This window comes from Pelagibacterium montanilacus, assembly GCF_003992665.1.
GTDB lineage: Bacteria > Pseudomonadota > Alphaproteobacteria > Rhizobiales > Devosiaceae > Pelagibacterium > Pelagibacterium montanilacus.
On record NZ_RZMX01000008.1, the window covers coordinates 67,991 to 93,166 of the forward strand.

Consider the following 25,176-nt stretch of genomic DNA (forward strand, 5'->3'; position numbering starts at 1 on the left):
TCTGAATTCCAGAGTATGTGGCGACTTTATAGGGAACCGCCAGCCTGCGATCAATGGAAACCGGAGGGGCGGACCCGGTCGTAAAGCCGCACGGTAAACGGCAGCGTGTCGCGTTCCGTGGGCTGGACGGCGTCGAGGACCGATATGCGCCATTGGTCGGGATCGATCCCGGGGAAGCGGGTATCGCCTCCCGGGCGGGCCTCGACATGGGTAATGTAGAGCCGGTCGGCGAGGGGCATGGCCAGCGCGTAGATCTCCCCGCCCCCGTTGATCATCACCTCCTCGACCCCATCTCGCGTCGCGATCATTTTCGCGTGTGCCAGCGCGTCATCGAGCGAGGCGAAGACTTCCACGCCCTCGGGCCGGAAATCCGGCTGCCGGGTGACCACGATATTGGTGCGCCCGGGCAGCGGCCGCCCGATGCTCTCGAAGGTCTTGCGGCCCATGACCAGGGGCTTGCCCATGGTGGTGGCCTTGTAGAAGGCGAAATCGGTCGGCAGGCGCCAGGGGAGTTCCCCCCCGTTCCCGATGGTGCCGTCCGCCGCCACCGCGGCGATCATCGCGATGAGGGGGCCGCTCATTTGCCGGCCAGCGCCAGCAGGTCGGGTCCGCTTACCCGGCAGGTGGTCCACTCGTCATGCATGACGGCGCCATGGGCGGTGTAGAACGCGATGGCGTCCTCGTTCCAGTTGAGCACCCACCAGCTCAGCCGCCCGAGGCCCTCATCGACGCAGCGGCGGGCGAGATGGGCCAGAAGCGCCTTGCCGATGCCATTGCCGCGCGCTTCCGGCTCCACGAACAAATCCTCGAGCCAGATGCCGTGCCGGCCTTGGAATGTGGAGAAGGTGTAAAACCACAGGGCAAAGCCCACCGGCTCGCCGTCGAGCTCGGCGATGTCGCAAAAGACGCGCGGATTGGGGCCGAACAGCGAGGCGGCGATGTCGTGTTCGCTGGCCGTCACCTCGTCGCCCAGCTTCTCGAACTCGGCGAGGCTGACGATGAACTCGAATACACGTTCGGCATCGGCTGGCACCGCGCGCCGGATCGTCATGGCCATCAGACGGACACCTCCGCCTTGATGTGGGGATCGGGCTCATAGCCCACGATCTCGAAATCCTCGAAGGTGAAATCGAAGATCGACCGGCGCGGGGTTCTGATTTCGAGCCGCGGCAAGGGCCTGGGGGTGCGCTGGAGCTGTGTGCGCGCCTGCTCGAAATGGTTCGAATAGATGTGCGCATCCCCGAAGGTGTGCACGAAATCGCCCGGCGCGAGTCCGGTGACCTCGGCCATCATGTGCGTGAGGAGCGCATAGGACGCGATGTTGAAGGGCACGCCGAGGAAGATGTCGGCGGAGCGCTGGTAGAGCTGGCACGAGAGCCGGCCCTCCGAGACGTAGAACTGGAAAAGGCAATGGCAGGGCGGCAGCGCCATGTCCTCGACTTCGGCCGGGTTCCACGCCGAAACGATGTGCCGGCGGGAATCCGGGCGGGTGCGGATCTGCTCGACCAGCGCCGAGATCTGATCGATCCGGCGGCCATCTGGCGCCGGCCAGCTGCGCCACTGGCTGCCGTAGACCGGGCCGAGATCGCCGTTCTCATCGGCCCACGCGTCCCATATCCTGACGCCGTGCTCTTGAAGCCAGCGGACATTGGTATCCCCGCGCAGGAACCACAGCAATTCATAGACGATCGAGCGGATATGGAGCTTCTTGGTGGTGAGCAGAGGAAAGCCCTGGGCGAGATCGAAGCGCATCTGGTAGCCGAAAACGGACCGCGTGCCGGTGCCGGTGCGGTCGGACCGGTCGACGCCGGTATCCATGACGTGCGCGAGAAGATCGAGATACTGCTTCATGGCACGAGGCTATACCGATTCTACGGCGCCCGCGCGACGGGCAGCACCGGACGATCCCCAGGTTTTGCCAGCCCCACCCTTTGCATTTTCGTCATGACCGCCTATATTGGCGGAGCTGGCAACAGCTATGGCGATAAACGGCCATCGTAATAAACCCATCGGACCCGGGGGCAGTACCCGGCGCCTCCACCATTCCCCTTGTTCGCAAGGCTTATGGGGGCGAAACAGGATCGACGAGGGCGTAAAGGGTGTGTTTTCGCTCGGCATGGTACCACCGTTATCGGACTAAAACTTATAGTTGCAAATGACAACAATAAGGCTCCGGTAGCTCTCGCCGCGTAAGCGGTGCGACAACTGGGAATTGAAGTCCTACGCTCCTAGCCGGGCATAGGCGGGGTCCGCAGGCACCTGGCAACAGAAGCCTGCATCCTCCTTTCAGTGCTTGAATTTCTCGCCGGATTTGGGCTGTATGGGCGCCAGAACAGATTCCCGCCGCTTGTCCGGCACGCACGACCAGTGAGGATTCCCCGACCCGATGGCAGAAGATCACATCCGCTACGACATTCTGGCTCAGGAAGCATTGCGCGGCGTCGTCCGCAAGGTGCTCACCGAGGTGTCGCGCACCGGACTGCCCGGGGACCATCATTTCTTCATATCCTTCGTGACGCGGGCGCCGGGCGTACGCGTCAGCCAGCGTCTTCTCGCCCAGTACGATCAGGAAATGACCATCGTGCTGCAGAACCAGTTCTGGGACCTCAACGTCTCGGAAACCGGGTTCGAGGTCGGGCTCTCGTTCGACGGGCAGAACGAATTGCTGGTCATCCCGTTTTCCGCGGTCAAAGGCTTTTTTGACCCCTCCGTGCAGTTCGGATTGCAGTTCGAGGTCGCCGACGCGCCCGAAAGCTCTGCGGGCCCGACGGGCACGGTTTCGAACGTTGTGCCCGCGGCCTCCAACGAGTCCGACGAGCCTGAAGGCGACGGCCCCGACGAGGGCGGCTCGGGCGAGAAGGTCGTGAGCCTTGATTCCTTCCGCAAGAAATAGGCGTGAAGAAGCGGTCCCTGACCATTGCAGGGCACAGAACCTCGATCGCGCTTGAAGAGCAGTTCTGGGAGTGCCTAGAGACGATGGCCCGAGAGCGCGGCGAAAGCCTGCCTCAACTGGTCGCGCGGATCGACGAGGACCGCGAGACGCCCAATCTCTCATCAGCGCTACGCGTGGCGGTGCTCGTCTGGCTCAAAGCCCGCGCCGCGCGCTCATAGCTCGGGCAGCATCTCGAACACCGAAGGCGGGAGCGCGAAAATCGAGCTGTCAGGGTCTTGGGAATCGTTCTGCCAGTCCGGCGCTGCGGGCTGCGCTTCGGGGGCGGGTGCAGGCGTTGGTGCCGGCACGGGCTGGAGCGGCGGCTGGGTTTCGTTGAGCCGCTCGGTCAGCGCCTCGATGCGTTCGCGACGTTCCGCGTCCCTTGCGGCCTGAGCCGCGGCCTCTTCCTCGCGCAGCACCTGCTCAGCCTGGCGCCGGGCCTCTTCCTCCATCAAGCGGACCTGCTCCCGGGCATTGGCGCGCTGGCGGTCCTCCTGCTCGGCGCGCAGGCGCTCGAGCTCGGCCAGTTCAGCTTCATAGGCCTGCATCTGAATGGCATCGACCATCCGGGAGAGGTCGAGCGAGCGCTCGGGATCCGAGAGCGCACCATCGACCACCACACCGATGCGGGCGGTGGATTCGGTGATCAGACCATTGCCCGCAAGGCTGGTGGTGGGCTCGAGCGTCCAGTCGGACGCAAGCGCGAGGCTTTCCAGCGAGAGCGTACCGCCGCCAAGCAGCCGGGCCTGCCTGCCGTCGATCGCGACGTTGGAGACCCGGAACACCCCGCCCGCCACAGAGAACGTCCCCCCGGCTTCTGAAGCCTGAAACGGCCCCACATCGAGCGCGTCCACGAAGGTGGTCTCAAGCGCCTCGGGCTCGAGGTCGATGATGTTGTCGATCGCGGCAGCACGGCTGAACGCGTCGGGGGAAAGATTGGCCACCGAGAGGTCCGCGAGCGAAAAGCTGCCCGTGCCGGTCAGAGAGCCGACGATCTCGCGGAAGCTGTTCCCGCTGCCCTGCACCTGAACGCCCGCATCGAGCACCGCAGAGATGCCGGAGCCGGCCCCATCAGGGAGGACCGAGGCCAGCGTGGCGCCCTCGAGCGTGACGCGCCCCTGAAAGCTCCGGTCCGTGGGGGTTGCCGCGCAGCACAGCGACGCCTCTGCGGTGAGCGTGCCGCCGCCCAGCGATGCGGTGAGCGAGCGGATGCGCACTTCCTGATCGTCCCATGACTGCTCGAACGCCAGATCGGTCATGACCACTTGGCCATCGGCGTTCAGGATCGGGGACGTGACTGCGATGCGCCCGCGCGTCTCGCGGGGCGCCGAGCCGATATCGATCGGACCGTCAGGCCATGTGCCGTCGGTAAGGTGCAGACCGGCGCCGGGCCCGGCCGCCATGGCCGAGAACGTATCGAGGTCGATTTCAGACAGCCAGATTTCGCCGCTGACCAGAGCGCCGCCGCCCTGGCGGGCATAGGTGAGATCGCCCAGCACTTCTGCATCTCCGGCGAAAGCGGAAATGTCTGTCAGAACAAGACTGTCGGCCCCGGAAAATGCCAGACTGGCGGAGCCTTCCAGACCAGCGAAATGGATACCCCCTGCCCCGGCGGCCTCGGCCAGCGCTGCAACGTCCTCAAGAAGGAAATAAACGGTCCCCTCGCCCGAGAACGCCGTCGGATCGGAGGTGATGAGCGTGCCCGAGAGCACCATGCGCTCGAACCCGCCATCCATGGAAATTTCGCCATCGAGTGACCGGTTCGGCACGCCCGTCCCGGTGGCCGAAACCTGGATGCCATCCTCGGCCGGTACCAGCGCAGCCATGCCCAGGGTCGAGAAAAACTGCTCGCCACTCTGGGCATTTGCCTCTGCCGTGAAGGTGACCGACCCGCCGGGGAAGGCAGCGATGCCGTCGGCGAAGGAGACGTCAAGCGCCATATCTGCCTCTGCAGCCTCTCCATCGACCGTCAGGGTCTGGCTTCCATCCGCCGAACGCCGCGCCAGCGTGGCGTCGAAGCTGGCGGGCAAGGCCGACAGCAGGAGATCGCGGGCTGGCCAGGCATTTTCGGACGACCCGACAAGCGCATCGAGAAGGTCCGCGCCGCGCGCGACAGAAAGACGGCCCGAGCCCGCGATATCGGGCTGGGCCAGATCGCCGCCAATGGTGCCGGTGCCTTCGAACCCCACGCCCCCGAAATCGGCAATCCGAGCCCGATTGAAGGTCAGTCCGGCGGGGGACCATTGCGCATCGATGTCCATATCCTCGAACCGATAGCCCATGGCCGAGCCCGAGGCCGCCACAAGGTCCAGCCGGCCACGCGAAAAGCCAGCCCCGAGCGCGCTGTTGGAATCGAGCGCGGGAACCAGCGTCATCAAAGCCTCGCTTTGGCCGGCGCTGAGGGCAGAAAAATTGGCCGAGACATCCAGACTGGGTTCGGACCCGAAGCGCAGGGTGGCATCGAGCTGGTGGCTGGTGCCGTCGAGCGAAAATTGCCCGCCGGAAAATTGCAGCATGCCGCCCGAAAACCGAACGGCGCCCTGATACCCGCCGCTCATGTTGAACAGGGACTGAACCTCGGATGGCCGCTTCCAGAGCGTGGAGAGGGCGTCGAGCCGGTCGGTATCGGCCGAAACCGTGCCCTCGAACATCGGCAGCCCGCCCGATTCCCCGAGCATGCCCGAGAGACGGAGATCGGTATCGCCCGTCAGCCGGCCCGACAGATCCTCGATGGACCAGACCTCGCCATCGGTGGTGGCATCCAGGCTGACCGACCGCAGCGCAACCCCGCGCAGTCCGAGCTCGGCGATTTCCATGTCGATCCGCCCGGGCAGGCCCGGAAGCGGCGGCCGGGGCATGGATCCAAGCATGGCCATGAAGGTCATGTCCTCGGCCTCTTCCTGATCGCCGGTCGCAACGACCGGGCCCAGGAGGGTGACGACATTACCGGCAACGCGTGCGGAGAACTGCGGGGTTTCCCCCAGAACAACCGTTGCCGATCCCGTCAGCCGGGTGGCTGCCTGATGCTCGTTGGGCATGAGAACGAAGTCATCGAGCACGACGCGGCTGGTCGTGGCGGTCATCGGGCTGTCGAGGACGAGATCGCCGGCCGCGACATCCGCGGTCCGATCCGCGAACTGGCGATAGCGCAGCGTGCCCTCGAAATCGGGCTCGGCCCCGGCCTGCAGGAGGCCTTCCGCAGTGAGCGAATACGCGCCGCGCAACGGGCGCAGCGATGCAGTGACCTGGACCGCGCCGTCCTCGTTGACCTGGGAGGTGGCCAGCCCGAACCCATAGGCCGAGCCCTCGTGGACGCCCTGGGCTTCGAGCGCGAACGGGCCGCGCGGGCCGCTCATCTGGAGGGTGCCAGAGACCATATCGGCCAGAAACTGCTCACCGCTGCGCCCGTCGCTGATGAGCACCTGCCCGCCCTCGAACCGGGCATCGGCAATGATGATGTTGGATGCAGTGGCGCTGTCGGCGAGGTCGAGCCGTGTTTCGATCAGCCCATCGGGGGACACCGCGACCTCGAGCCGGGGCGAGCGCACGACGAGGTCGGTGACCACGAACCGGTCGCGCAGGAAATCCATGAGGGAGAAATCGGCCTCGACCGAGGCAATGCTCCCCAAGGGAGCGTCCTCGGGACCAAGGCGCACATCCGATACGGTGAGGCGCGGCTGTGGCAGGAGCTCGAACCCCACATCGCCGGCGATGAGCACTTCGGTGCCCAGCGCCTCCCCGGCCAGCGCTTCCATGCGGACCTTGTAGGAATTCCAGTCGATGAAGCCGGGAACGAGGAACGCCCCGCCCATAAGCAGAATCAGCAGAATACCTACGGCGATGTAGATGCGATTGGCCAATGCCCTAACGTACCCTCACGTCCCGTTCGCAGCGGACCGAAAGCCGGTCCCGTCCACCTTGCTGCGTCGTGCCTGCCGAGTGCGGCCAGTCCATGTCACGACCAGCCCTCTCACCGCTTTGTGATACGGCGTGGCGTCCGACACGTCCAAGCCCATCCATATACATTGAACGTCCGAAAGCATATATAGCCCATCAGGAGAACAAAAAGAGATTCGTCAAGCCCCGTATGAGTTCAGTCCCGCCGCATCGCCCGCAAGGCCCGATCACCAGCCAGTTCGCCGCTCGCGCGCCCGCCTATCTCGAAGGGCTCAATTCCGAGCAGCGCGAAGCGGTGATGACCACCGAAGGTCCCCTGCTCGTGCTGGCCGGCGCGGGCACGGGCAAGACACGCGTGCTGACCACCCGGATCGCCCATATCCTGAATACGCGACTCGCACATGGCAACCAGATCCTGGCGGTGACCTTCACCAACAAAGCCGCCCGCGAGATGAAGGACCGCATTGATAGCTTTGTCCCCGCTTTACAGCCGATGCGCTGGATGGGCACTTTCCACTCGATCGGTGCAAGGCTCTTGCGAAGTCACGCTGAGTTGGTCGACCTCCGGCCCGACTTCACCATTCTGGACACCGACGACCAGATCCGGCTGATCAAGCAATTGCTGGCCGCCGAGAACATCGACGAGAAGCGCTGGCCGGCTCGCCAGTTCGCCGGAATGATGGACGGATGGAAGAATCGGGGGCTTCTGCCCAAGGATGTCTCCGCCGCGGATTCGGGGTTCTTTGCCAATGGCAAGGGCACCAAGCTCTATGCGGACTATCAGGCGCGGCTCAAGACGCTCAACGCAGCCGATTTCGGGGATCTGCTGCTCGAGGGCATCCGGCTGTTCAAGGAAAACCCCGGAGTTCTGGCCGAGTACCATCAGCGCTTTCGCTATGTCCTCGTGGACGAATACCAGGATTCCAACACCGCCCAGTACATGTGGCTGCGGCTGCTGGCCCAGTCCCGCGATGGGCACAGCCCGGCCAATATCTGCGTGGTGGGCGACGACGATCAGTCGATCTATGGCTGGCGCGGGGCCGAGGTGGACAACATCCTGCGCTTCGAGAAGGATTTTCCCGGCGCCGTGGTCATCAAGCTCGAGCGCAACTACCGCTCGACCTCCAACATCCTCGCCGCCGCCTCCCATCTGATTGCGCACAACGAGTCGCGGCTGGGCAAGACGCTGCAGACCGATGTGGGCGATGAGGGCGACAAGATCGCCGTCACCTCTGTGTGGGACAGCGAGGAGGAGGCGCGCCATGTGGGCGAGCAGATCGAGCAGGACCAGCGCCAGGGCCACATGCTCGACGACATGGCGATCCTGGTGCGCGCATCGTTCCAGATGCGCGAGTTCGAGGAGCGTTTCATCACGCTAGGGCTGAACTACCGCGTGATCGGCGGCCCGCGCTTTTACGAGCGCCGGGAAATCCGCGACGCGTTGGCCTATTTGCGCATCGTGGCCAATCCGGGCGACGATCTCGCCTTCGAGCGCATCGTGAACGTGCCCAAGCGCGGGCTGGGCGACACAACGATCCAGATCGTTCACGACACGGCGCGCAAGGCGGGGATGCCGCTGCTCGCCGCCGTGCGCGACCTGGCCGAGACCGAAGAGATCAAGCCGCGCCAGCGCTCCACCTTTCGCGGCCTGCTGCGCCAGATCGATGATTGGGCGGAGCGCTCGCGCACCATTCCTCATCACGAGCTGGCCGAGCAGATCCTCGACGAGTCCGGCTACACCGCCATGTGGAAGGAAGACAAATCCGCCGACGCCCCGGGGCGGCTCGAAAACCTCAAGGAATTGGTGCGCTCCATGGAGGAGTTCGAGAATCTGAGTGGGTTTCTCGAGCATATCGCGCTGGTGATGGACCGGGATTCGGGCGACGCGGCGGAGGACGCGGTTTCGATCATGACGTTGCACTCGGCCAAGGGGCTCGAGTTCAACACCGTCTTTTTGCCCGGCTGGGAGGAAGGGTTGTTCCCCCACCAGCGGGCGCTCGACGAATCCGGGCTGGCGGGGCTCGAGGAGGAGCGCAGGCTCGCCTATGTGGGCATCACCCGCGCGCGGCGGCGGTGCCGGATTTCGCTGGCCCAGAACCGGCGGATCTACGGCAACTGGCAGTCCTCGATCCCCTCGCGCTTTCTCGACGAGCTGCCCGCCTCGGTGGTCGAGGTGACCGACACCGGCTCGTCGTATGGCGGCTACAGCTATGGCGGGCGCGCCGCGACGCGGTTCGATGCGCGCGATCCGTTCGGGAGCGTCTATGAGACCCCCGGCTGGCAGCGCGCCCAGCGCCAGCAGGCCAACCGCAAGAGCCCCGGCCCCGTCACCATCGACGGCGATCTCGTGGCCCGGTCATCCGGGCCCGCTGCGGCCTATGGGCTGGGAGAGCGCGTGTTTCACCTCAAGTTCGGCTATGGCACCGTGACGGCGGCCGAGGGCAACAAGCTCTCGATCGACTTCGAGAAGGCCGGCCCCAAAAAGGTGCTCGACAGCTTCGTGACCAAGGGCTGAGCACCCAGCCACTCGGGAACCCTTGGGCGACGCTGCCGTTGACGTGCCGTCACAAGGACGGAGCCCTATACCCATGTCCGATTCCCATCCCGGCATTGCCACCGCAAATCCCGACGCCCAGCGCGACAACGAGCACGAGGACGCCGAGTCGGGCGGCGGGCCGATGACCCGCGAGCAGGAAGACGAGTTGCGCAGCCTCGCCCAGGCCACCGGCGAACACGACGCTTTCGACGAGAAACTGACCCATCTGGAAGCGCAAAAGCGCATCGAGCTGCTAAGGCACGCCAAGCGATAAGGCGCGCCATACGCCCATTGCCCTGCCCGGTCGGTCGCGATACCAGAGGCCGACGAGGAGGCAAGGCCAATGGCGAGATTGACCACCATCGGGTTCGATGCGGACGACACGCTCTGGGAGAACGAACACTTCTTCCGGCTGACCCACGCCCATTTCGCCGAATTGCTCGCAGACTATGCCGAGCCCGACGTGCTTTCGAGAACCCTCCTCGAAACCGAGATGCGGAACCTTGCGCGCTACGGGTTCGGGATCAAGGGCTTCACCCTCTCGATGATCGAGACCGCGATCGAAGTGACGGGCGGCAAGGTGCCCGGCGCGGTGATCGGGCGGATCGTCAATGCCGGACGCGAGATGCTGGCCCATCCGGTCGATACCCTGCCCAACGTGCACGAGACGCTCGAGACGATGACGCGAGACCATACGCTGGTCCTGATCACCAAGGGCGATCTGTTCGACCAGGAGCGCAAACTGGCCCAATCGGGGCTCGGTGAGTTCTTCGACGCGGTCGAGATCGTGTCGGACAAGACCGCAAGCACCTATCGCAGCGCTTTTGCCCGGCACGGCACGGGGCCGGAAGCGGCGATGATGGTGGGCAACTCGTTGCGCTCGGACGTCATTCCGGCCATCGAAGCGGGCGGCTGGGGCACCCATGTGCCCCACACCCTGACCTGGGACTATGAGCGTGCCGAGCCGCCGGTGGAGGCCGAGCGCTTCAACGCCATCGGGTCGCTGGCCCAATTGCCCGGGCTGGTGGAGACGCTGAAGGGCTGACCCGCCCTCCCCTCAGGCGGACGGTCAGGCCAGACCGTGGCCGCCGACCGGCTCGGTTTCGAAGTGCTCCCCGAATCGGGCGATCAGGGGCATGGCCTTTTCGATAGTGGCCTTGACCTCGGGAATGGCGAGCGAGCCCTTGTGGCTTTCGGCGCTGTCCCAGACTTCCGTGACCCAGACCCCGTCGTCGGACTTGGGATCGCGGGCGACCACATAGCTCAGGCAGCCGGGCATCTCGCCCACGCTCGCGCACATGACCGCAATGAGCTCCTCGCGCCGGCCTTGTGCCGCAAACATCTGTCCGATCAGTCCGTACATGGCTCGCCTCCCTCGGTCTCGGGAATGGATAATGGACGATCCGTTGGCCCGGTCAATGCGCCGGTGCAGCGCGCACCGGTTGACTTGCCCCCCGGGCCCCGGCACAACGCCCGAACCTTACACCCCAAGGTTGCAACCCAAGGGCGCGCCATGTCCCAGGACCAGATTTCGACCCCGCTCACCAAGGACCAGGCCTATGCGCTCGTCGACGCGGTGATGGAACGCGACGATCTCGCGATCACCGCATCGGCCCATGAGGATACCGAGACCGGCGAATGGGTGTTCGAGGCGACCTGCGACAGCCCGCCGGACGTCGAGGCCTTTCAGGCGCTGGCGCGGGAAATCCTGGGCAATGATGTGGGCTTTTCGGTCGATCCGATCGACGCCGATGCCGACTGGGTCACCCGATCGCTCGAAGGGCTGCGCCCGGTCGCGGCGGGCGGGTTCTATGTCTATGGCAGCCACGAGACCGGAGCGCCCCCGGCTGGGACGACGCCGATCCATATCGACGCGGCGCAGGCCTTTGGCACGGGCCACCACGAGACGACCACGGGATGCCTCGAGGCAATCGACCGCTTGCTCAAGCGCAGGCGCCCCTACCGCACCATCGACGTGGGCACCGGAACCGGCATTCTGGCCATCGCGGTGGCCAAGCGCACGCGGCTCAAGGTGCTCGCCTCCGACATCGATCCGCTGGCGGTGCGCACCACCGCCGAGAACGCCCGGCTCAACGCAGTGCCGGCACTGATCCGCCCGATCCTCGCCACCGGCGTCGCCAACCGGGAGATCGCCATGGGGGCGCCCTATGATCTGGTGATCGCCAATATCCTTGCCGGGCCGCTGGTGGCGCTGGCGCCAGACCTCGTGCGCCTGACCGAGCGGGGCGGCACGATCATCCTCTCGGGCCTGCTCAACACCCAGTCAACGCGCGTTCTCGCCGCTTACCGGCAGCAGGGCGCAGTGCTGCGCGAGCGGATCGTACGGGGCGACTGGACGACCCTGACGATCGAAAAGCCATAAAAAAGCCCCGCGCGCCGGATGGCGAGCGGGACACGATCAGATCAGGCGGACCGGGACTTGTGCCCGGTCACTGCTCGATTATTGGCCGGCGCCCTTGCGGGACGCGCCGAAATCGCAACCATAGATGCGCTGGTAGCGATCGATGTGGCGCTGAGCCTCGCGGCCGCGTGCTTCGACCATTGCGTCAATTGCCTTGCGGAAGATGCTCTTGTCTTCAGCCATGTCATGTCTCCGTATTCTGGCGAGGGACTCGCCTCTGAAATTCTTGATCCAATAGATAGACCGTTCCGCATCTGCTAGTTAGGGGCCAAACAGCAACCCAGCCATGCTCCCCGCGCGCATGTCGATGAAAGCCTGCTCCATGCCCCTTTCCACGCCCATCCCGCCCGCGCATTTCCAGAGCTTCGAGGAGCGCTCGGACCCCGGCCAGGTCGCAGGGCGGCTGGCCGCGCTGCGCGAGGCGCTGGCAAAGATGGAACTCGACGCCTTTCTGGTGCCGCGGGCCGATGTGCATCAGGGCGAATATGTGCCCGATTGCGATGCGCGGCTCGCCTATGTGACCGGGTTTACCGGTTCGGCGGGGCTGGCGGTGATCGGCAGGGAGCGTGCGGCGTTGTGCGTGGACAGCCGCTACACCCTGCAGGCGCCGGCCCAGACCGACACCGATCTTCTCGAGGTGGTGGATACAACCACGACCAGCCCCGGCGCCTGGATGGCCGAAGCGTTTGACGCGGGCAGCCGGATCGGGTTCGACCCCTGGCTGCACACGCCCAGCCAGATCGAGGTGCTGAAAAAGGCGCTGGACCCCACCGGCATTGCCCTTATGCCGGTGGAGAACCCGGTCGATGCAATCTGGAGCGACCGGCCGGCCGCGCCCGAGGGGCCGATTCTGGTGATCGAGGACGATAAGGCCGGCCAGTCGGCAGCCGACAAGCTGGCCGCGCTTCGCGAGACGATGGCGGTGCGCGGCGCCGACGCGCTGGTGCTGACCCTGCCCGAATCCCTGTGCTGGCTGTTCAACATCCGGGGGCGCGACATTCCCCACAACCCCTTCGTGCTCGGCTTCGCGCTGGTGCCCCGTGAGGGAGCCCCTCTGCTCTTTGTGGCGGCTGAAAAGTGCACCCAGGACAACGCCTCGGCGCTCGCGGGCCGCGCCCAGCTCCGCGATCGCAGCGAATTCGAGCCCACGCTGGCCGCCTATGCGGAACGCAAGGCCCGGCTTTGGTTCGACCCGGCCTCGGCACCCATCCGGATCAAAACGCTTCTCGATGAAGCCGGCGCCGACACCGTCACCGAGCGCGACCCCGTGCAGATGGCCAAGGCCCGGAAGAACCCGCTGGAACTGGACGGCATGCGCGAGGCGCACCGGCTGGACGGAATCGCAGTGACCCGGTTTCTGGCCTGGTTCGACGCCGCGGCGGCGCGTGGCGAGCTGACCGAGATCGACGTTGTGGAAATGCTCGAGGCCATGCGCCGGGACGCCGGGGCCTATGATGTGAGCTTCGAGACGATTTCGGGCTCGGGCCCGCACGGCGCCATTGTCCATTATCGCGTGTCGCGCAGCACCAATCGCACCATCGTGCCCGGCGAGCTGATGCTGGTCGACAGCGGCGGGCAATACGCGATGGGCACCACCGACATCACCCGCACCATGGCAACCGGCACCGCCGGGGCGGCCGAGCGCGATCACTTCACCCGCGTGCTCAAGGGCATGATCGCCATCTCGCGGGCGCGTTTTCCCAAGGGCACAACCGGCGCCCAGCTCGACATTCTGGCGCGCCAGTTCCTCTGGCAGGCGGGACTGACCTACAACCACGGCACCGGCCACGGTGTGGGCGCGGGGCTTTCAGTGCACGAGGGGCCGGCAGGGATTTCTCCGCGCTACACGGTGGCGCTGGAAGAGGGCATGGTCATCTCCAACGAGCCGGGCGTTTATCTCGAAGGCCGGTACGGCATCCGGATCGAGAACCTCGTGGCGGTGAAAGCCGCTGCCCAGCATCAGGGCTATCTGGAATTTGAAACCCTGACGCTGGCGCCCATCGACCGGCACCTGCTGGCGCTCGAGCTTCTGGACCCCACAGAGCGCGACTGGCTCAACGCCTATCACGCCCGCGTTTCCGCCGAGATCGGGCCCGACCTGGCAACCGATGCCGAGCGCCAATGGCTGGCCGCAGCGACGGCGCCGATCTAAAGCGTTTCCAAGAGAAGGGTATCCACTTTTCCGGTTCGGAGCCGCGACAGATCAAAGACCTGGAGCTCCAGTTCTGATTCAGTCACAACTGGAGCTCTAGTTGAACCAGAGCGCATAGCCCCAGATCGAGCGCCCAAAGACCGCATTGGCGGCAGCGAAATCCTCAGCGCTGGCGATTGGCCCTTCCCCGAGAAACGGCAGCGCGCCATAGCCGGTCAGGATCAGCACCAGATCTGTGCGCTCGGCGGTGGCGAAATATCTGGCGAGATCAAAGCCCTGATCGGCAAACCGCCAGTGGGGCAAAAGCAACTCACCCGACAAGATGTTGTCCAGCGTATCGAGCGTGGCGCGCCAGGCCTCGACCATCTCGGTGGTGACCGCCATCTGCTGGTGGACGGGCGTCTGGTGCGGCCCGGGAATAAACTCCAGGCGATCGTCGGTCTCGGCGAGTGTTGCATCCCAGTGCCGGCGGGAGAGATCGAGGATCGATCCCAGCCGCTCGGCGACCCCTGCCAGACGCTCCCGATCGGCCACCGGCCAATCCAGCGTGTGGATGGCGGCGATGGAATCGGCGAGCAGCGTATCGCTGTCGGTGCCGAAGAACAGCGGATTGGCTGCCGTATGATCCTGCATGGGCAGTCCGGCGTCGGGAAACAGCAAATGCCAGGCGGTATCGAAAAAGTCCGAGAAATCATGGGAAAGCAGGAACTCGGCCTGGACCGCAAGGACCTGGGCGTAACCGGCCAGCCAGATGGCATCCGAGCCATCGAAGGCGAAGGTGAGATCGCTGCCGGGCGCAAGGATATCGAGCGGCGCGTCGGGCCCGCCTGCCATGGCACCGGTCATCGCGGCGCCGAACAGCATGGCGCCCAGCGCCTCCGCCTCGCTGCCCTGCCCGTCTCCATCGAGATCGAGCCGGATGTGCCCGATATCGATCTCGACGACGAAATCGGTGTCGGCACTGGCAGCTAGCAGCTGCTCTGAAGCTGCGTCCATCCCATCCCCAAAGGCCTCGAGATAGGCGCGGAGCTGCGCGTAGTCGAGCGGTTCGGGATCGGCCAAAGGTTCCGCGCCCGGCTCGGCCGGCACGCCCATGAAGACCGGCACCCGCGCCGCGGCGCGGCCCGGATCAAAGCCATGGCGATTGAGCGCCTGGGCGAGCCCCTCGATGGTGCTAACGAAGGTGAGAAGGCCAGTGCCGAACGCCGCCTGACCGTCGCCCGCGACAGCGGATTCGGCGAGTTCCGGCTGGGCATTGGCCGAAGTGCCCGCATAAAGCGCGTCGCGCAGCAGATCAGCGCTGGTGCCGCCGGACGCGAGCACGGGGAGCGGCGCCAAGGTCAGTGCCAGCCCGAAACACAGTGCCGATAAACGTCTCATTCCTGCCCCGCCAACTCGAACCACTCATCCTCGGAAATGACCGTTACCCCATGGCTTTCGGCTTGCTTGAGCTTGCTGCCCGCGCCCGGACCGGCGACCAGAAGATCGGTCTTGCCTGAAACCGAACCCGAGACCTTGGCCCCCAGACGCTCGGCCATGGCCTTGGCTTCGGATCGGCTCATGCGCTCGAGGCTGCCGGTAAACACCACGGTCTTGCCCGCGATTTCGCTGTCGGCGGGGGCGCTGACCACATAGGCCTTGGGTGTGACCTCGGCGAGCAGTGCATCGAGCGCCTTCTCGTTGCGCTCATTGGCAAAAAACGCCGAGACCGACTGGACCACGGTTTCCCCGATGCCGTCGATCCCGATCAGAGCGCCGTGGGCCTCGGCATCCCCATTGCCCGCAGCCCGGGCCACTTCCCGGAAGGCAGTGAAGGTGGAAAACGTGCGCGCGAACAGCGCGGCGGTGCTTTCGCCCACATGGCGGATGCCCAGCGCGAAGATGAAGCGGTCCAGCTCGGGCTCCCGGCGCGCATCGATGGCGGCGAAGAGCTTGCGGGCCGAGGTTTCGCCCCAGCCCTCCTGATCCTTGAGCTTTTTGAGGCTGCGCGCATCCCGCGCTTCGAGCGTGAAGATGTCGGCGGGCTGCATCACCCGGCCATCGGCGTGGAACGCGGCGATCTGCTTGTCTCCGAGCCCGTCGATGTCGAGCGCGTTGCGCGACACGAAATGCTTGAGCTGCTCGACCGACTGGGCCGGGCAGATCAACTCGCCGGTGCAGCGACGGCGCGCGTCGAGCTTGCCGGTCTTGGGATTGGCCTCGCGCACCGCCTCGGACCCGCACTCCGGGCAGCGCTCGGGAAAGACATAGGGCCTGGCGTCGGCGGGGCGCTTTTCCGCGACGACGGCGACGATCTGCGGGATGACGTCGCCCGCGCGCTGGACGATCACCGTGTCCCCGATGCGGATGTCGTTGCCGTCGCGGATGGGCTGGCCGGTGCTGTCGCGTCCGGCGATGTAATCCTCGTTGTGGAGCGTTGCGTTCTCGACGACGACGCCCCCGACGGTGACCGGCTGGAGCCGCGCCACGGGGGTGAGCGTGCCGGTGCGGCCCACCTGGATGTCGATGGAGTTCAGGATGGTGGTGGCCTGCTCGGCGGGGAATTTATGGGCGATGGCCCAGCGTGGCGCACGCGAGACAAAGCCCCATCGCTGCTGGAGGTCGAGCCGGTCGAGCTTGTAGACCACCCCGTCGATGTCATAGCCGAGCGTGGCACGCTGGGCTTCGATCTCGCGGTAATGGGCCAGAAGCGCCTCAATCTCGGTGGTGCGGATCATCAGCGGGTTGATCACGAACCCCCATTCGCCAAGCCGCATGACCGCGTCGTATTGAGTCGTGGCGATGGGAGCGCTGACCTCGCCCCAGCCATAGGCGAAGAATTTCAGGCTGCGCCGCGCGGTAACCGTCGGGTCCTTCTGGCGCAGGGACCCCGCGGCGGTGTTGCGCGGATTGACGTAATCCTGCCCGCCCTCGGCGACCGACCTGGCCTTGAGCGCGGCGAAATCGGCATGGGTCATATAGACCTCTCCGCGCACCTCGAGCACTTCGGGCCAGCCCGCGCCCGAGAGGCGCTGGGGGATCTCGGAAATGGTGCGCAGATTGGCGGTGATGTCCTCGCCCTCGGTGCCGTCCCCGCGCGTCGCGCCGCGCACGAACACACCGTTCTCGTAACGCAGGGATGCGGAGAGCCCATCGATCTTGGGCTCTGCGGTGAAGGCGAGATCGAGGTCCTTGTCGCGTTCGAAGAACTTCCTGCCGCGCTGGACGAAATCGGCCACGTCCTCGTCGTCGAACGCGTTGCCCAGGCTGAGCATGGGCACCGCGTGGCGGACCTTGGCAAAGCCCTCGGCCGGCGGAGCGCCGACGGCCTGAGACAGGGAATCCACGCGCTTGAGATCGGGAAACCGCTCCTCGATGGCGAGGTAACGGCGCTTGAGCGCGTCGTACTCGGCGTCGCTGATCTCGGGCTTGTCCTCTTGGAAATACGCCGCGTCGGCCTGAACGAGAAGATCGTGCAACCGGTCAAGTTCGTCCCGCGCTTGGGAAGTCCCGAGCGTCTTAACGTCAGCCGCCTGGCTCACCGTGGGGCCTCGCTCATGAGGCGATGGGCCGCTGCGCGGGCTTCGTCGGTGACCGTGGCCCCGGCGAGCATGCGCGCCAGCTCCTCGCGCCGGGCTTCGGTATCGAGCGGACGGACATTGGTGCGCACGAAGGCTCCTTCCTCGATGGCCTGTTTCTCGATCAGAAGATGGCTCATGGCCCGCGCCGCAACCTGCGGGGCGTGGGTGACGGTGAGAACCTGCACCGAGCCGGCCAGCCTGCCAAGCCGTTTGCCGATGGCATCGGCGACCGCGCCGCCGACCCCGGTATCGATCTCGTCGAACACCAGCACCGGGACCGACCCTTTGTCGGCCAGCACAACCTTGAGGGCCAGAAGGAAGCGCGACAGCTCGCCCCCTGAAGCGACCTTCATCATCGGGCCCGCTGCAGTTCCCGGGTTGGTCTGGACGTGGAACGCGACCTGATCAAAGCCCGTGGCCGCCATGCGGTCGGGATCGGATTCGATCGCGACGATGAACCGCGCCGAGCCCAGTTTCAGGTCCGGCAATTCGGCTTCGACCGCCGCGCTGAGCGCGTGCCCTGCCGCCTCCCGCGCCGCGCTCAGGGCTTTGGCATTGTCCCGGTAGGCGGCCTCGGCCGCGCTCAGCTCGGCTTCGAGCTGGGCGAGGGTTTCCGCGCCGCTCTCAAGGGCAGCGATGTCGGCCGCGTAACGGGCCAACACATCTGACAGCTCGTCGCAATCGACCTGATGCTTGCGCGCCGCGGCCCGGAGCGCGAACAGCCGCTCCTCGACCTGTTCGAGCTCGCGGGGGTCGAAGGCCATTTCCCGGCGGATGGCGTCGAGCGCTTCGCTGGCCCCGTCAAGCGCCACGAGAGCGGCGTCGACCGCATCGGCCATGGGCGCGAACAGCGCCGCCTCGGCATCGGATTTGCGCGTGAGCCGGCGCAACAGCATGGCCAGCGAAGGCCCGGGGGCGTTCGGGCCGTTGAGGATTTCCTCGGCATCGGTGACTTCGCCGGCCGCCTTTTCAAGGCTCATCAGATGGGCACGACGCTCGGCCAGCTGCTCCTCTTCCCCCACCTCGGGCTTGAGCGCGGACAGCTCATCGACCACGTGGCGGGCGAACTCCTCCTCGCGCTCGGCGCGTTCCACCCGGGCGCGCTGTTCGGTCACCGCCTTTTGGGCCCGCGCGTACTCACCATGGGCGGCGCGGGTACGCTCGAGGTCATCGCGATGGCCACCAAAGGCATCGAGCAACGCCCGGTGCGTGGCCGGGTCCACGAGCGCGCGATCATCGTGCTGGCCGTGGATTTCGACGATCAGCCCGCCGACCGCCCGCAACAGCCCGGCCGAAACCGGCTGATCGTTGACGAAGGCGCGGGTGCGCCCGTCTGCGTGCTGCACGCGACGCAGGATGATCTCCGCATCGTCGGCGATTTCGTTCTCGCGCAGGTAAACGCGCGCGGGATGCCGCTCGGGGAGATGGGCTACGGCCACCACCTGCCCGCTATCGGCCCCGGTGCGCACCAGCGCCGCGTCCCCCCGCCCGCCGAGCGCCAGGGTGAGCGCGTCGAGAAGGATGGACTTGCCCGCACCGGTCTCCCCGGTCAGGACGGTCAGGCCTGGCTCGAACGAGAGGTCGAGCTGGTCGATCAGTACGATATTGCGAACAGAAAGCGTGTTCAGCATCGACTGCATGATCCTCCGGATCCCGGCATTACGCCGAGGACGTGATAGCGCGCGTCGGCATCAAAGCAAACACGCCCACAGAATAAAACAAGAACATCGAAAGCGTTCCGTCAAGGGCCAATCGGGCCCAAGAAAAAGCCCCGGGCGCTGCCGGGGCTTTTGCCTGTCGGTCTGATCGGGCGGCGTCAGGCGCGCCCGGACATCCAGTTGCCTTGCACCATCTGGGGGGTCACCCCCTGCTGCTGGAGCAGGTCGAAGCCCCGCTGGTACCACTCACCCGAAGGATAGTTGTGGCCGAGCACGGCGGTCGCCGTCTGGGCTTCGGACACGAGGCCAAGCCGCAGATAGGCCTCGGTGAGGCGGTAAAGCGCTTCTTCCACGTGCGAGGACTGCTGATGGTTCTCGACCACTTCGCGGAAGCGGTTGATCGCAGCGGTGTTCTGGTCATGGCCGAGATAATACCGGCCAACCGACATCTCGCGACCGGCAAGCTGGTCCCGGGCGATGCGGACCATGTTGCGCGATTCCTGGACGTACTGGCTGGAGGGATAGTTCGCCTCGATCTGCTCGAACGTGTCGATGGCGTCCGCCGCCGGGCTCTGGTCACGCGTGGTGTCAGAGAGCTGCTGATAATAGGCGCTGCCCTTTAGAAAGAGCACATAAGGCACTTCCGAGGACGAGGGATAGAGCGCGAGGAAGCGGTCGGCGGCGAGGATGGCCTCATCGAACTGACGCGTCCTGAAGTTGGCATAGGTGATCATCACCTTCGCGCGCTCGTTGTAGTCAGAATAGGGATGCTGGCGTTCGAGCTTTTCAAGATCGTCAATCGCGCCCGCGTAACGATTGGCCTCCATGTTGGAAACCGCGCTCGAATAGAGCGTCTCGACGGGAACGATCGGTTCGTCGGCGGCATCCTGGGAGAACATTCCGAGCGGGCTGCATGCGGCAAGCACGCCGGCCAAGGCCAGCGTGGCCATCATCCGGGCAGTGCGCCCGATACCATTCGTCCCCATTGAGATGTTCACGAAAAGCTCCTCATCTGTGCCCCGGGAGCCGGTTTGTGCCCCCTCATGACCCTTTCGCTAGTGGGCGAATGGATCAAAACTTTGACGCGTTATGCCTCAATCAGCCTATCGAACGCAAGTGAGGCTGCATTTCGACGCCATCGGGCATATCCACCAGACCGTCGAGATCGAGCGGCAGGCTGTCGGCATCCACGACCTCGTAATTCTGCGGGCTGGCAAACAGGGTCTGCAGAACCATGGAATTGAGCTTGTGCCCGCCCTTGTAAGAGCGGAACCGCCCGTAGATCGGGAGCCCGGCCAGGGCAAGGTCGCCAATCGCGTCCAGCAGCTTGTGGCGCACGAACTCGTCCTCGTAGCGCAGCCCGTCGGGATTGGAGATCTTGTCGGCCTCGATGGCGATGGAGTTCTCGAGGCTCGAACCAAGCGCATAGCCGGCCTGACGCAAAACCTTGGCCTGGGCAACGAACCCGAAGGTGCGCGCGGCCGACACATCCTCGGCGAAACGCCGGGGGGACCAGTCGAGAATCATGCGCTGATGGCCGATGACCTGGCTGTCGAAATCGATCTCAACGTCGAAGGTACGACCGTTGTGGGCTTCGAGCGTTGCAAATGCGTCGTTCTCGCGGACGGTGACCGTGCGCAGGATACGGATGAACCGCTTGCGCGCCGACTGCACCGAGAGGCCCACCGAGACCAGAGCCGAAACGAAGGGCGCGGCGCTGCCGTCAAGGATCGGGCATTCCTCGCCCTCGATCGTGACCTTGGCATTATCGATGCCGAGACCGCTCAGAGCCGCAAGAACGTGCTCGACGGTGGAAACGCTGACCGAACTCCCGAGATCGAGAACGGTGCACAGCGAGGTGCGCGTGACCCGGGAATGATCGACACGGACCGGGTCGGTCCGCTCGCCATTGTCGAGGATTCGCTCGATCAGAATACCCGAGTCGGAGGGCGCCGGGGATATCGTCAGCCGCGACGGCCGGCCATTGTGAACACCGATCCCGGCAAACTCCACGACAGCGGCTGGCGTTCTCTGCCGAATGGCGAAATTCTTCATAGGAGCTCCCCGCTCAGCACATCTTATCCCAAGCCACGGGGACTCTGGTAACCAAAAACCGCCGGGGGCGGAACCTGCTCCCGGCGGTTTTTCAAACTAACGTGGCAATTTGGCATCAAAAGCCAACGGACCTAGCCGTGGCGCTTGAGAAACGCGGGTATTTCAAGCTGCTCCTTGGCCGGGGCCCGGACCGCCTGCTGGGGCGCACGGCCCTGAGCATCAAGCTGACCGGCGGCGCCTTCGGTGCGGGGGCGCGGCGCACGGGCCGGGCTTGCCTCGATGGCACTGCGTGCAGCGGCATCGTCGAAATTGGGCTGCTCGCGGCGGGGCTCGGGGGCATGCTCCTGGTCATGGCCCAGGTTGAGCCCGACATTGGACGCAAGCTTGCGGAACAGGGCACGCGCATTGCGCGGCTCGTCGGGATGACGCTCCTGGGCGAGCTGAGTACGCGCGACCTGAGGCAACTCTTCCTGACGCGGAACGCGGCGCTGGAGAACCGGCCGCTCGGCGCCTGAAGGCACGTAGGGGCGCGGCATTTCCGCTTCGCGGGCCCGATGGGCTTCCTCGACCGGCTGGGGGCCGTTGGCAGCGGGCACGAAGGGCTCGACGACGACGCCATCATCCTCGTGAACAGGGGCCTGTGCCTGGCGCGGAGCTCCGTCCTCGGTGCGGATCGCCTGGGCGACTGCAGCCTCGAACTGGTCGTCGGTCATCTCGGGAGCGACGGGGGCCTGCTGAGGCTTCTGGCGCGGCGGCTGTGCCGGAGCGGTCTCGGCGCGCGATGGGCCCGAAGCGTCGCCCGGACGGCGGGCCTGGAGGGCGGCGCGATTGGCGTTCGGCTTAACCGGATCGAGAGCCTGGACCATCAGCGCATCGGTGCCGGTGGCGACCACGGAAACCCGGATTTTGCCCTGAAGCGAATCATCGAAGGTGGCGCCCAGGATGATGTTGGCGTCCGAATCCACTTCCTCGCGGATGCGCGATGCGGCTTCGTCGACCTCATAGAGGGTCATGTCCTTGCCGCCGGTGATCGAGATCAGCAGGCCGCGGGCGCCCTGCATGGACACATCGTCGAGCAGCGGGTTGGCGATGGCGGCTTCGGCGGCGTGGCGCGCACGCTCCTCGCCCTCGGCCTCGCCGGTCCCCATCATCGCCTTGCCCATGCCGCGCATGACGGCGCGGACGTCGGCGAAGTCGAGGTTGATGAGGCCTTCCTTGACCATCAGATCGGTGATGCAGGCAACACCCGAGAACAGAACCTCGTCGGCCATCGCGAAGGCGTCGGCGAATGTGGTCTTCTCGTTGGCGACACGGAAGAGGTTCTGGTTGGGAATGACGATCAGGGTGTCGACGTGGCGGTGAAGCTCGTCGATGCCTTCCTCGGCCAGCTTGAGGCGACGACTGCCTTCGAACTGGAAGGGCTTGGTCACGACACCAACGGTGAGGATCCCCTGCTCGCGGGCCGCGCGGGCCACGACGGGGGCAGCGCCGGTGCCGGTGCCGCCGCCCATTCCGGCGGTGATGAACACCATGTGCGAACCGGAGAGGTGATCATTGAGCTCGTCGAAGCTTTCCTCGGCTGCCGCGCGCCCGACTTCGGGGTGCGAGCCTGCGCCGAGACCTTCAGTGACGCCGACACCGAGCTGGATGACCCGCTGGGCGCGGCTGAGCGCCAGCGCCTGGGCATCGGTGTTGGCCACGACGAACTCGACGCCTTCGAGGCCGGAGTTAATCATGTTGTTTACGGCATTGCCACCTGCACCACCGACGCCAAAGACGGTGATTCGCGGCTTGAGCTCCTGGATTCCGGGAATCTGTAGATTGATGGTCATCGCTGGCCTCATAGTGGCTGTTGCCCCAGATTTAGCGCTTCAATCGTTAACCGGAGCCTAACAAATCGATGATTTCCGTTAACCGTACTGCATTTTGCGAGGCTGGACCGGTGTGCGGACACCGGATGTTAAGCACACGAGCACAACCGACGGTGCTTGACGAAAGCGCGGCGGCGTGCGGAACATCGCAAGGCTGGCCAATGCCATAAGCAAAAGCCCGTACGGGGGGATAGATGCCGTCTTTGACGCCGTGCCTATGGTTCGAGGATGAACTCGATGCAGCGATCGCGCACTATAGCGCGGTGTTTCCCAGCGCGGACATCTCGAGCGTCCAGCGCCCTTCCCCCGACGCGCCGGCGTTGAGCGCGACTTTCGTGTTGGCAGGGCAGAAGTTCATGGCGCTGAATGGTCGGCGGGACGGCGATTTCAGTGATTCGGTATCGTTCTTTCTGGGCTGCGCCGATCAGGCCGAGGTCGATCATTACTGGGAGAATCTGGCGTCGGGCGGGGGAACCGAGCTCCAGTGCGGCTGGCTGCGGGACCGGTTCGGGGTGACCTGGCAGGTGGTGCCCACCGCTCTGTTCGACTTCATGAACGGCCCCGACAAAGCGGGCGCGGAGCGAGCCATGAAGGCCATACTGGGGATGAAACGGCTGGTGATTGCCGAGATCGAAGCCGCCTATCTGGGGTCGGAGGTGCCCGAAGAGCCCGCCGATCAGCCCGTTGATCGCGAGCGATCTGACGCCATGAGCGGTCCAGACGCGCAGATCGACCCTGATCGGACAGCCTGATCGGGGCGTGCGTCACGCAAATCCGGATTTGAGCCAGCTTCCAACCCGAGCGAAATAGCCATCGGTGCCGGTCAGCTTGCGCGGCACGCGGGGTTCCACGTATTCGGTCCCGCAGACCTGCGGATAGACAAGCATGCCCGCGACCGTGGAGAAGGCCGGGCCCTTGGCCATTTCGGGCAGGCCCGAGACGCCGAGCGGGCGCCCCACGCGCACATTGCGCCCGAGGATGCGGCGGGCGAGTTCGGGCAGGCCCGTGAGCTCGGATGCGCCACCGGTCAGAACGAAGCGGCGACCGCACACGTCCATCATGCCGGTTGCCAGCATGCGCTCCTTTGTGGCGGTGAGGATTTCTTCGATCCTGGGGCGGATGACCCGGGTCAGCGCTTCGCGGGAAACCGTGTTCGGTGACTCGTGGGAGCTGGCACCGATCGGCATGATGGTGAGCACGTCGCTCTCGTCGTTCTGCCCGGGCAGCGCCGAGCCGTAGAGGGTCTTGAGCCGCTCGGCATCGGCGACCGAGATCGAGAGCTGGCGGGCGATATCGAGGGTGAGGTGATGACCTCCCACCGCGATGGCGTCCGCATAAACCATGTGCCCGTCGGAAAAGACCGAGACCGTGGTGGTGGCCCCACCGATATCGACGCACGCGACCCCAAGCTCGGCCTCGTCGTCCACAAGGGTCGCGAGCCCGCTGGCATAGGGGGTCGCCATAAGCGCCTCGACTTCGAGATGGCAGCGGTTCAGCGCCTTTTCGATATTGCGCATGGCGAGGGTTTCGGCCGTGACCACCGCGACGTCGACGCCAAGGCTTTCGCCGACCATGCCGCGCGGATCGCGCACGCCCTTGGCGCCGTCGAGACGATAGCCGATGGGAAGGGCATGGATGATCGAACGTTCGTCGCGGATCGAGCGGGAATTGACCGCGATGAGCACGCGGGAGATGTCGGCGGGCTCGACCTCATGGCCATCCAGCGACACCGAGGCCGAGAACGTTTCAGAGCCCAGACGCCCCGCGCTGACATTGACGACGACCGACTGCACCGTGATGCCCGCAACCCGTTCGGCCATGCCCACGACCGAGCGGATGGCGTATTCGGCCTTGTCCAGATCGGTGATGACCCCGCTCTTGACCCCGGCTGCCGGGCCGTAGCCGAAGCCGATCACCTCGGCGACGTGCGTGCGGCCGCGCAGCGAGCGCCCCTCGGGGCGCGGCACGAGGCGGGCAATCACGCAGCACATCTTGGTCGAGCCGATATCGAGCACCGAGACGAGCGAGGAGCGTCCGGGCTGAACGGGCTTGAGCCGTGCGGTCATGGCATCGGTCATCATGAGAGGGGGCGA

General features: G+C 65.5%; 21 protein-coding genes and 1 other RNA gene. 9 read left to right on the forward strand and 13 right to left on the reverse strand.

What is annotated here, in order from left to right:
* Nucleotides 1-50 precede the first annotated feature (50 nt).
* Genes EO136_RS02510 through EO136_RS02520 form a run of 3 tightly spaced genes read right to left on the reverse strand, consistent with a single transcriptional unit; the run spans nt 51 to nt 1,851 of the window.
* Complete coding sequence (locus tag EO136_RS02510; RefSeq protein ID WP_127142897.1) at nt 51-581, reverse strand: dihydrofolate reductase; 531 nt, start codon at nt 579-581, stop codon at nt 51-53.
* A complete protein-coding gene (locus EO136_RS02515; protein WP_127142898.1) occupies nt 578-1,057 on the reverse strand; it encodes a GNAT family N-acetyltransferase in 480 nt (159 codons plus the stop codon). Before EO136_RS02515 ends, EO136_RS02510 begins: the two co-directional genes overlap by 4 nt.
* Nucleotides 1,057-1,851: a thymidylate synthase gene (locus tag EO136_RS02520; protein WP_127142899.1), complete on the reverse strand. Its 795-nt coding sequence runs from the start codon at nt 1,849-1,851 to the stop codon at nt 1,057-1,059. The genes EO136_RS02515 and EO136_RS02520 overlap by 1 nt, the downstream gene beginning before the upstream one ends.
* 75 nt (nt 1,852-1,926) lie before the next feature.
* On the opposite strand from EO136_RS02520, the gene ssrA reads away from it, so the two are divergent.
* The 3 genes from ssrA (at nt 1,927) to EO136_RS02535 (ending at nt 3,111) form a co-directional block, all read left to right on the forward strand.
* Nucleotides 1,927-2,280: a transfer-messenger RNA gene (ssrA, locus tag EO136_RS02525) on the forward strand.
* 106 nt (nt 2,281-2,386) lie between these two features.
* Nucleotides 2,387-2,893 carry an SspB family protein gene (locus tag EO136_RS02530; RefSeq protein WP_127142900.1) on the forward strand — a complete coding sequence of 169 codons (507 nt, stop codon included), beginning with the start codon at nt 2,387-2,389 and terminating at the stop codon, nt 2,891-2,893.
* A 2-nt stretch (nt 2,894-2,895) separates the two neighbouring features.
* Nucleotides 2,896-3,111, forward strand: coding sequence for a ribbon-helix-helix domain-containing protein (locus EO136_RS02535; protein WP_127142901.1), 216 nt, complete (start codon nt 2,896-2,898; stop codon nt 3,109-3,111).
* Here EO136_RS02535 and EO136_RS02540 read toward each other — a convergent pair.
* On the reverse strand, nt 3,106-6,792 hold the full coding sequence (locus EO136_RS02540) for an AsmA family protein (RefSeq protein WP_127142902.1): 3,687 nt from the start codon (nt 6,790-6,792) through the stop codon (nt 3,106-3,108). The genes EO136_RS02535 and EO136_RS02540 overlap by 6 nt on opposite strands.
* A gap of 227 nt (nt 6,793-7,019) precedes the next feature.
* Here EO136_RS02540 and EO136_RS02545 point away from each other — a divergent pair, with 227 nt between their 5' ends.
* The 3 genes from EO136_RS02545 to EO136_RS02555 all read left to right on the forward strand — a co-directional run bounded on the left by EO136_RS02545 (nt 7,020) and on the right by EO136_RS02555 (nt 10,410).
* Entirely contained in the window at nt 7,020-9,344 is a 2,325-nt protein-coding gene (locus EO136_RS02545; RefSeq protein WP_127142903.1) for an ATP-dependent helicase, read from the forward strand.
* Between the two features lie 73 nt (nt 9,345-9,417).
* Nucleotides 9,418-9,639 carry a DUF3072 domain-containing protein gene (locus EO136_RS02550; protein ID WP_127142904.1) on the forward strand — a complete coding sequence of 74 codons (222 nt, stop codon included), beginning with the start codon at nt 9,418-9,420 and terminating at the stop codon, nt 9,637-9,639.
* Between the two features lie 69 nt (nt 9,640-9,708).
* Complete coding sequence (locus tag EO136_RS02555) at nt 9,709-10,410, forward strand: HAD family hydrolase (protein ID WP_127142905.1); 702 nt, start codon at nt 9,709-9,711, stop codon at nt 10,408-10,410.
* Nucleotides 10,411-10,434: 24 nt separating this feature from the next.
* On the opposite strand, the gene EO136_RS02560 is transcribed toward EO136_RS02555, so the two are convergent.
* Nucleotides 10,435-10,728, reverse strand: coding sequence for a putative quinol monooxygenase (locus tag EO136_RS02560; protein ID WP_127142906.1), 294 nt, complete (start codon nt 10,726-10,728; stop codon nt 10,435-10,437).
* 150 nt (nt 10,729-10,878) lie between these two features.
* Between EO136_RS02560 and EO136_RS02565 the strand changes: the two genes are divergently transcribed.
* Entirely contained in the window at nt 10,879-11,748 is an 870-nt protein-coding gene (locus EO136_RS02565; RefSeq protein WP_164730407.1) for a 50S ribosomal protein L11 methyltransferase, read from the forward strand.
* Between the two features lie 78 nt (nt 11,749-11,826).
* Here EO136_RS02565 and EO136_RS18520 read toward each other — a convergent pair whose 3' ends face one another.
* Entirely contained in the window at nt 11,827-11,970 is a 144-nt protein-coding gene (locus EO136_RS18520) for a hypothetical protein (RefSeq protein ID WP_164730408.1), read from the reverse strand.
* A 139-nt stretch (nt 11,971-12,109) separates the two neighbouring features.
* On the opposite strand from EO136_RS18520, the gene EO136_RS02570 reads away from it, so the two are divergent.
* A complete protein-coding gene (locus tag EO136_RS02570) occupies nt 12,110-13,939 on the forward strand; it encodes an aminopeptidase P family protein (protein WP_127142908.1) in 1,830 nt (609 codons plus the stop codon).
* A gap of 96 nt (nt 13,940-14,035) precedes the next feature.
* On the opposite strand, the gene EO136_RS02575 is transcribed toward EO136_RS02570, so the two are convergent.
* From EO136_RS02575 to ftsZ, 6 genes are all read right to left on the reverse strand, one after another.
* Entirely contained in the window at nt 14,036-15,319 is a 1,284-nt protein-coding gene (locus tag EO136_RS02575; protein ID WP_127142909.1) for a hypothetical protein, read from the reverse strand.
* Nucleotides 15,316-17,460 carry an NAD-dependent DNA ligase LigA gene (gene ligA / locus EO136_RS02580; protein ID WP_127142910.1) on the reverse strand — a complete coding sequence of 715 codons (2,145 nt, stop codon included), beginning with the start codon at nt 17,458-17,460 and terminating at the stop codon, nt 15,316-15,318. Before ligA ends, EO136_RS02575 begins: the two co-directional genes overlap by 4 nt.
* A complete protein-coding gene (gene recN / locus EO136_RS02585; RefSeq protein WP_127143066.1) occupies nt 17,457-19,130 on the reverse strand; it encodes a DNA repair protein RecN in 1,674 nt (557 codons plus the stop codon). The genes ligA and recN overlap by 4 nt, the downstream gene beginning before the upstream one ends.
* A 185-nt stretch (nt 19,131-19,315) precedes the next feature.
* Nucleotides 19,316-20,155 carry an outer membrane protein assembly factor BamD gene (locus tag EO136_RS02590; RefSeq protein ID WP_127142911.1) on the reverse strand — a complete coding sequence of 280 codons (840 nt, stop codon included), beginning with the start codon at nt 20,153-20,155 and terminating at the stop codon, nt 19,316-19,318.
* Nucleotides 20,156-20,255: 100 nt separating this feature from the next.
* Nucleotides 20,256-21,212 carry a UDP-3-O-acyl-N-acetylglucosamine deacetylase gene (gene lpxC / locus EO136_RS02595; RefSeq protein ID WP_127142912.1) on the reverse strand — a complete coding sequence of 319 codons (957 nt, stop codon included), beginning with the start codon at nt 21,210-21,212 and terminating at the stop codon, nt 20,256-20,258.
* A 131-nt stretch (nt 21,213-21,343) separates the two neighbouring features.
* Nucleotides 21,344-23,044 carry a cell division protein FtsZ gene (gene ftsZ, locus EO136_RS02600; RefSeq protein ID WP_127142913.1) on the reverse strand — a complete coding sequence of 567 codons (1,701 nt, stop codon included), beginning with the start codon at nt 23,042-23,044 and terminating at the stop codon, nt 21,344-21,346.
* Between the two features lie 233 nt (nt 23,045-23,277).
* On the opposite strand from ftsZ, the gene EO136_RS02605 reads away from it, so the two are divergent.
* A complete protein-coding gene (locus tag EO136_RS02605) occupies nt 23,278-23,835 on the forward strand; it encodes a VOC family protein (protein ID WP_127142914.1) in 558 nt (185 codons plus the stop codon).
* A 12-nt stretch (nt 23,836-23,847) separates the two neighbouring features.
* On the opposite strand, the gene ftsA is transcribed toward EO136_RS02605, so the two are convergent.
* Entirely contained in the window at nt 23,848-25,164 is a 1,317-nt protein-coding gene (ftsA, locus tag EO136_RS02610) for a cell division protein FtsA (protein WP_127142915.1), read from the reverse strand.
* Nucleotides 25,165-25,176: the final 12 nt, after the last annotated feature.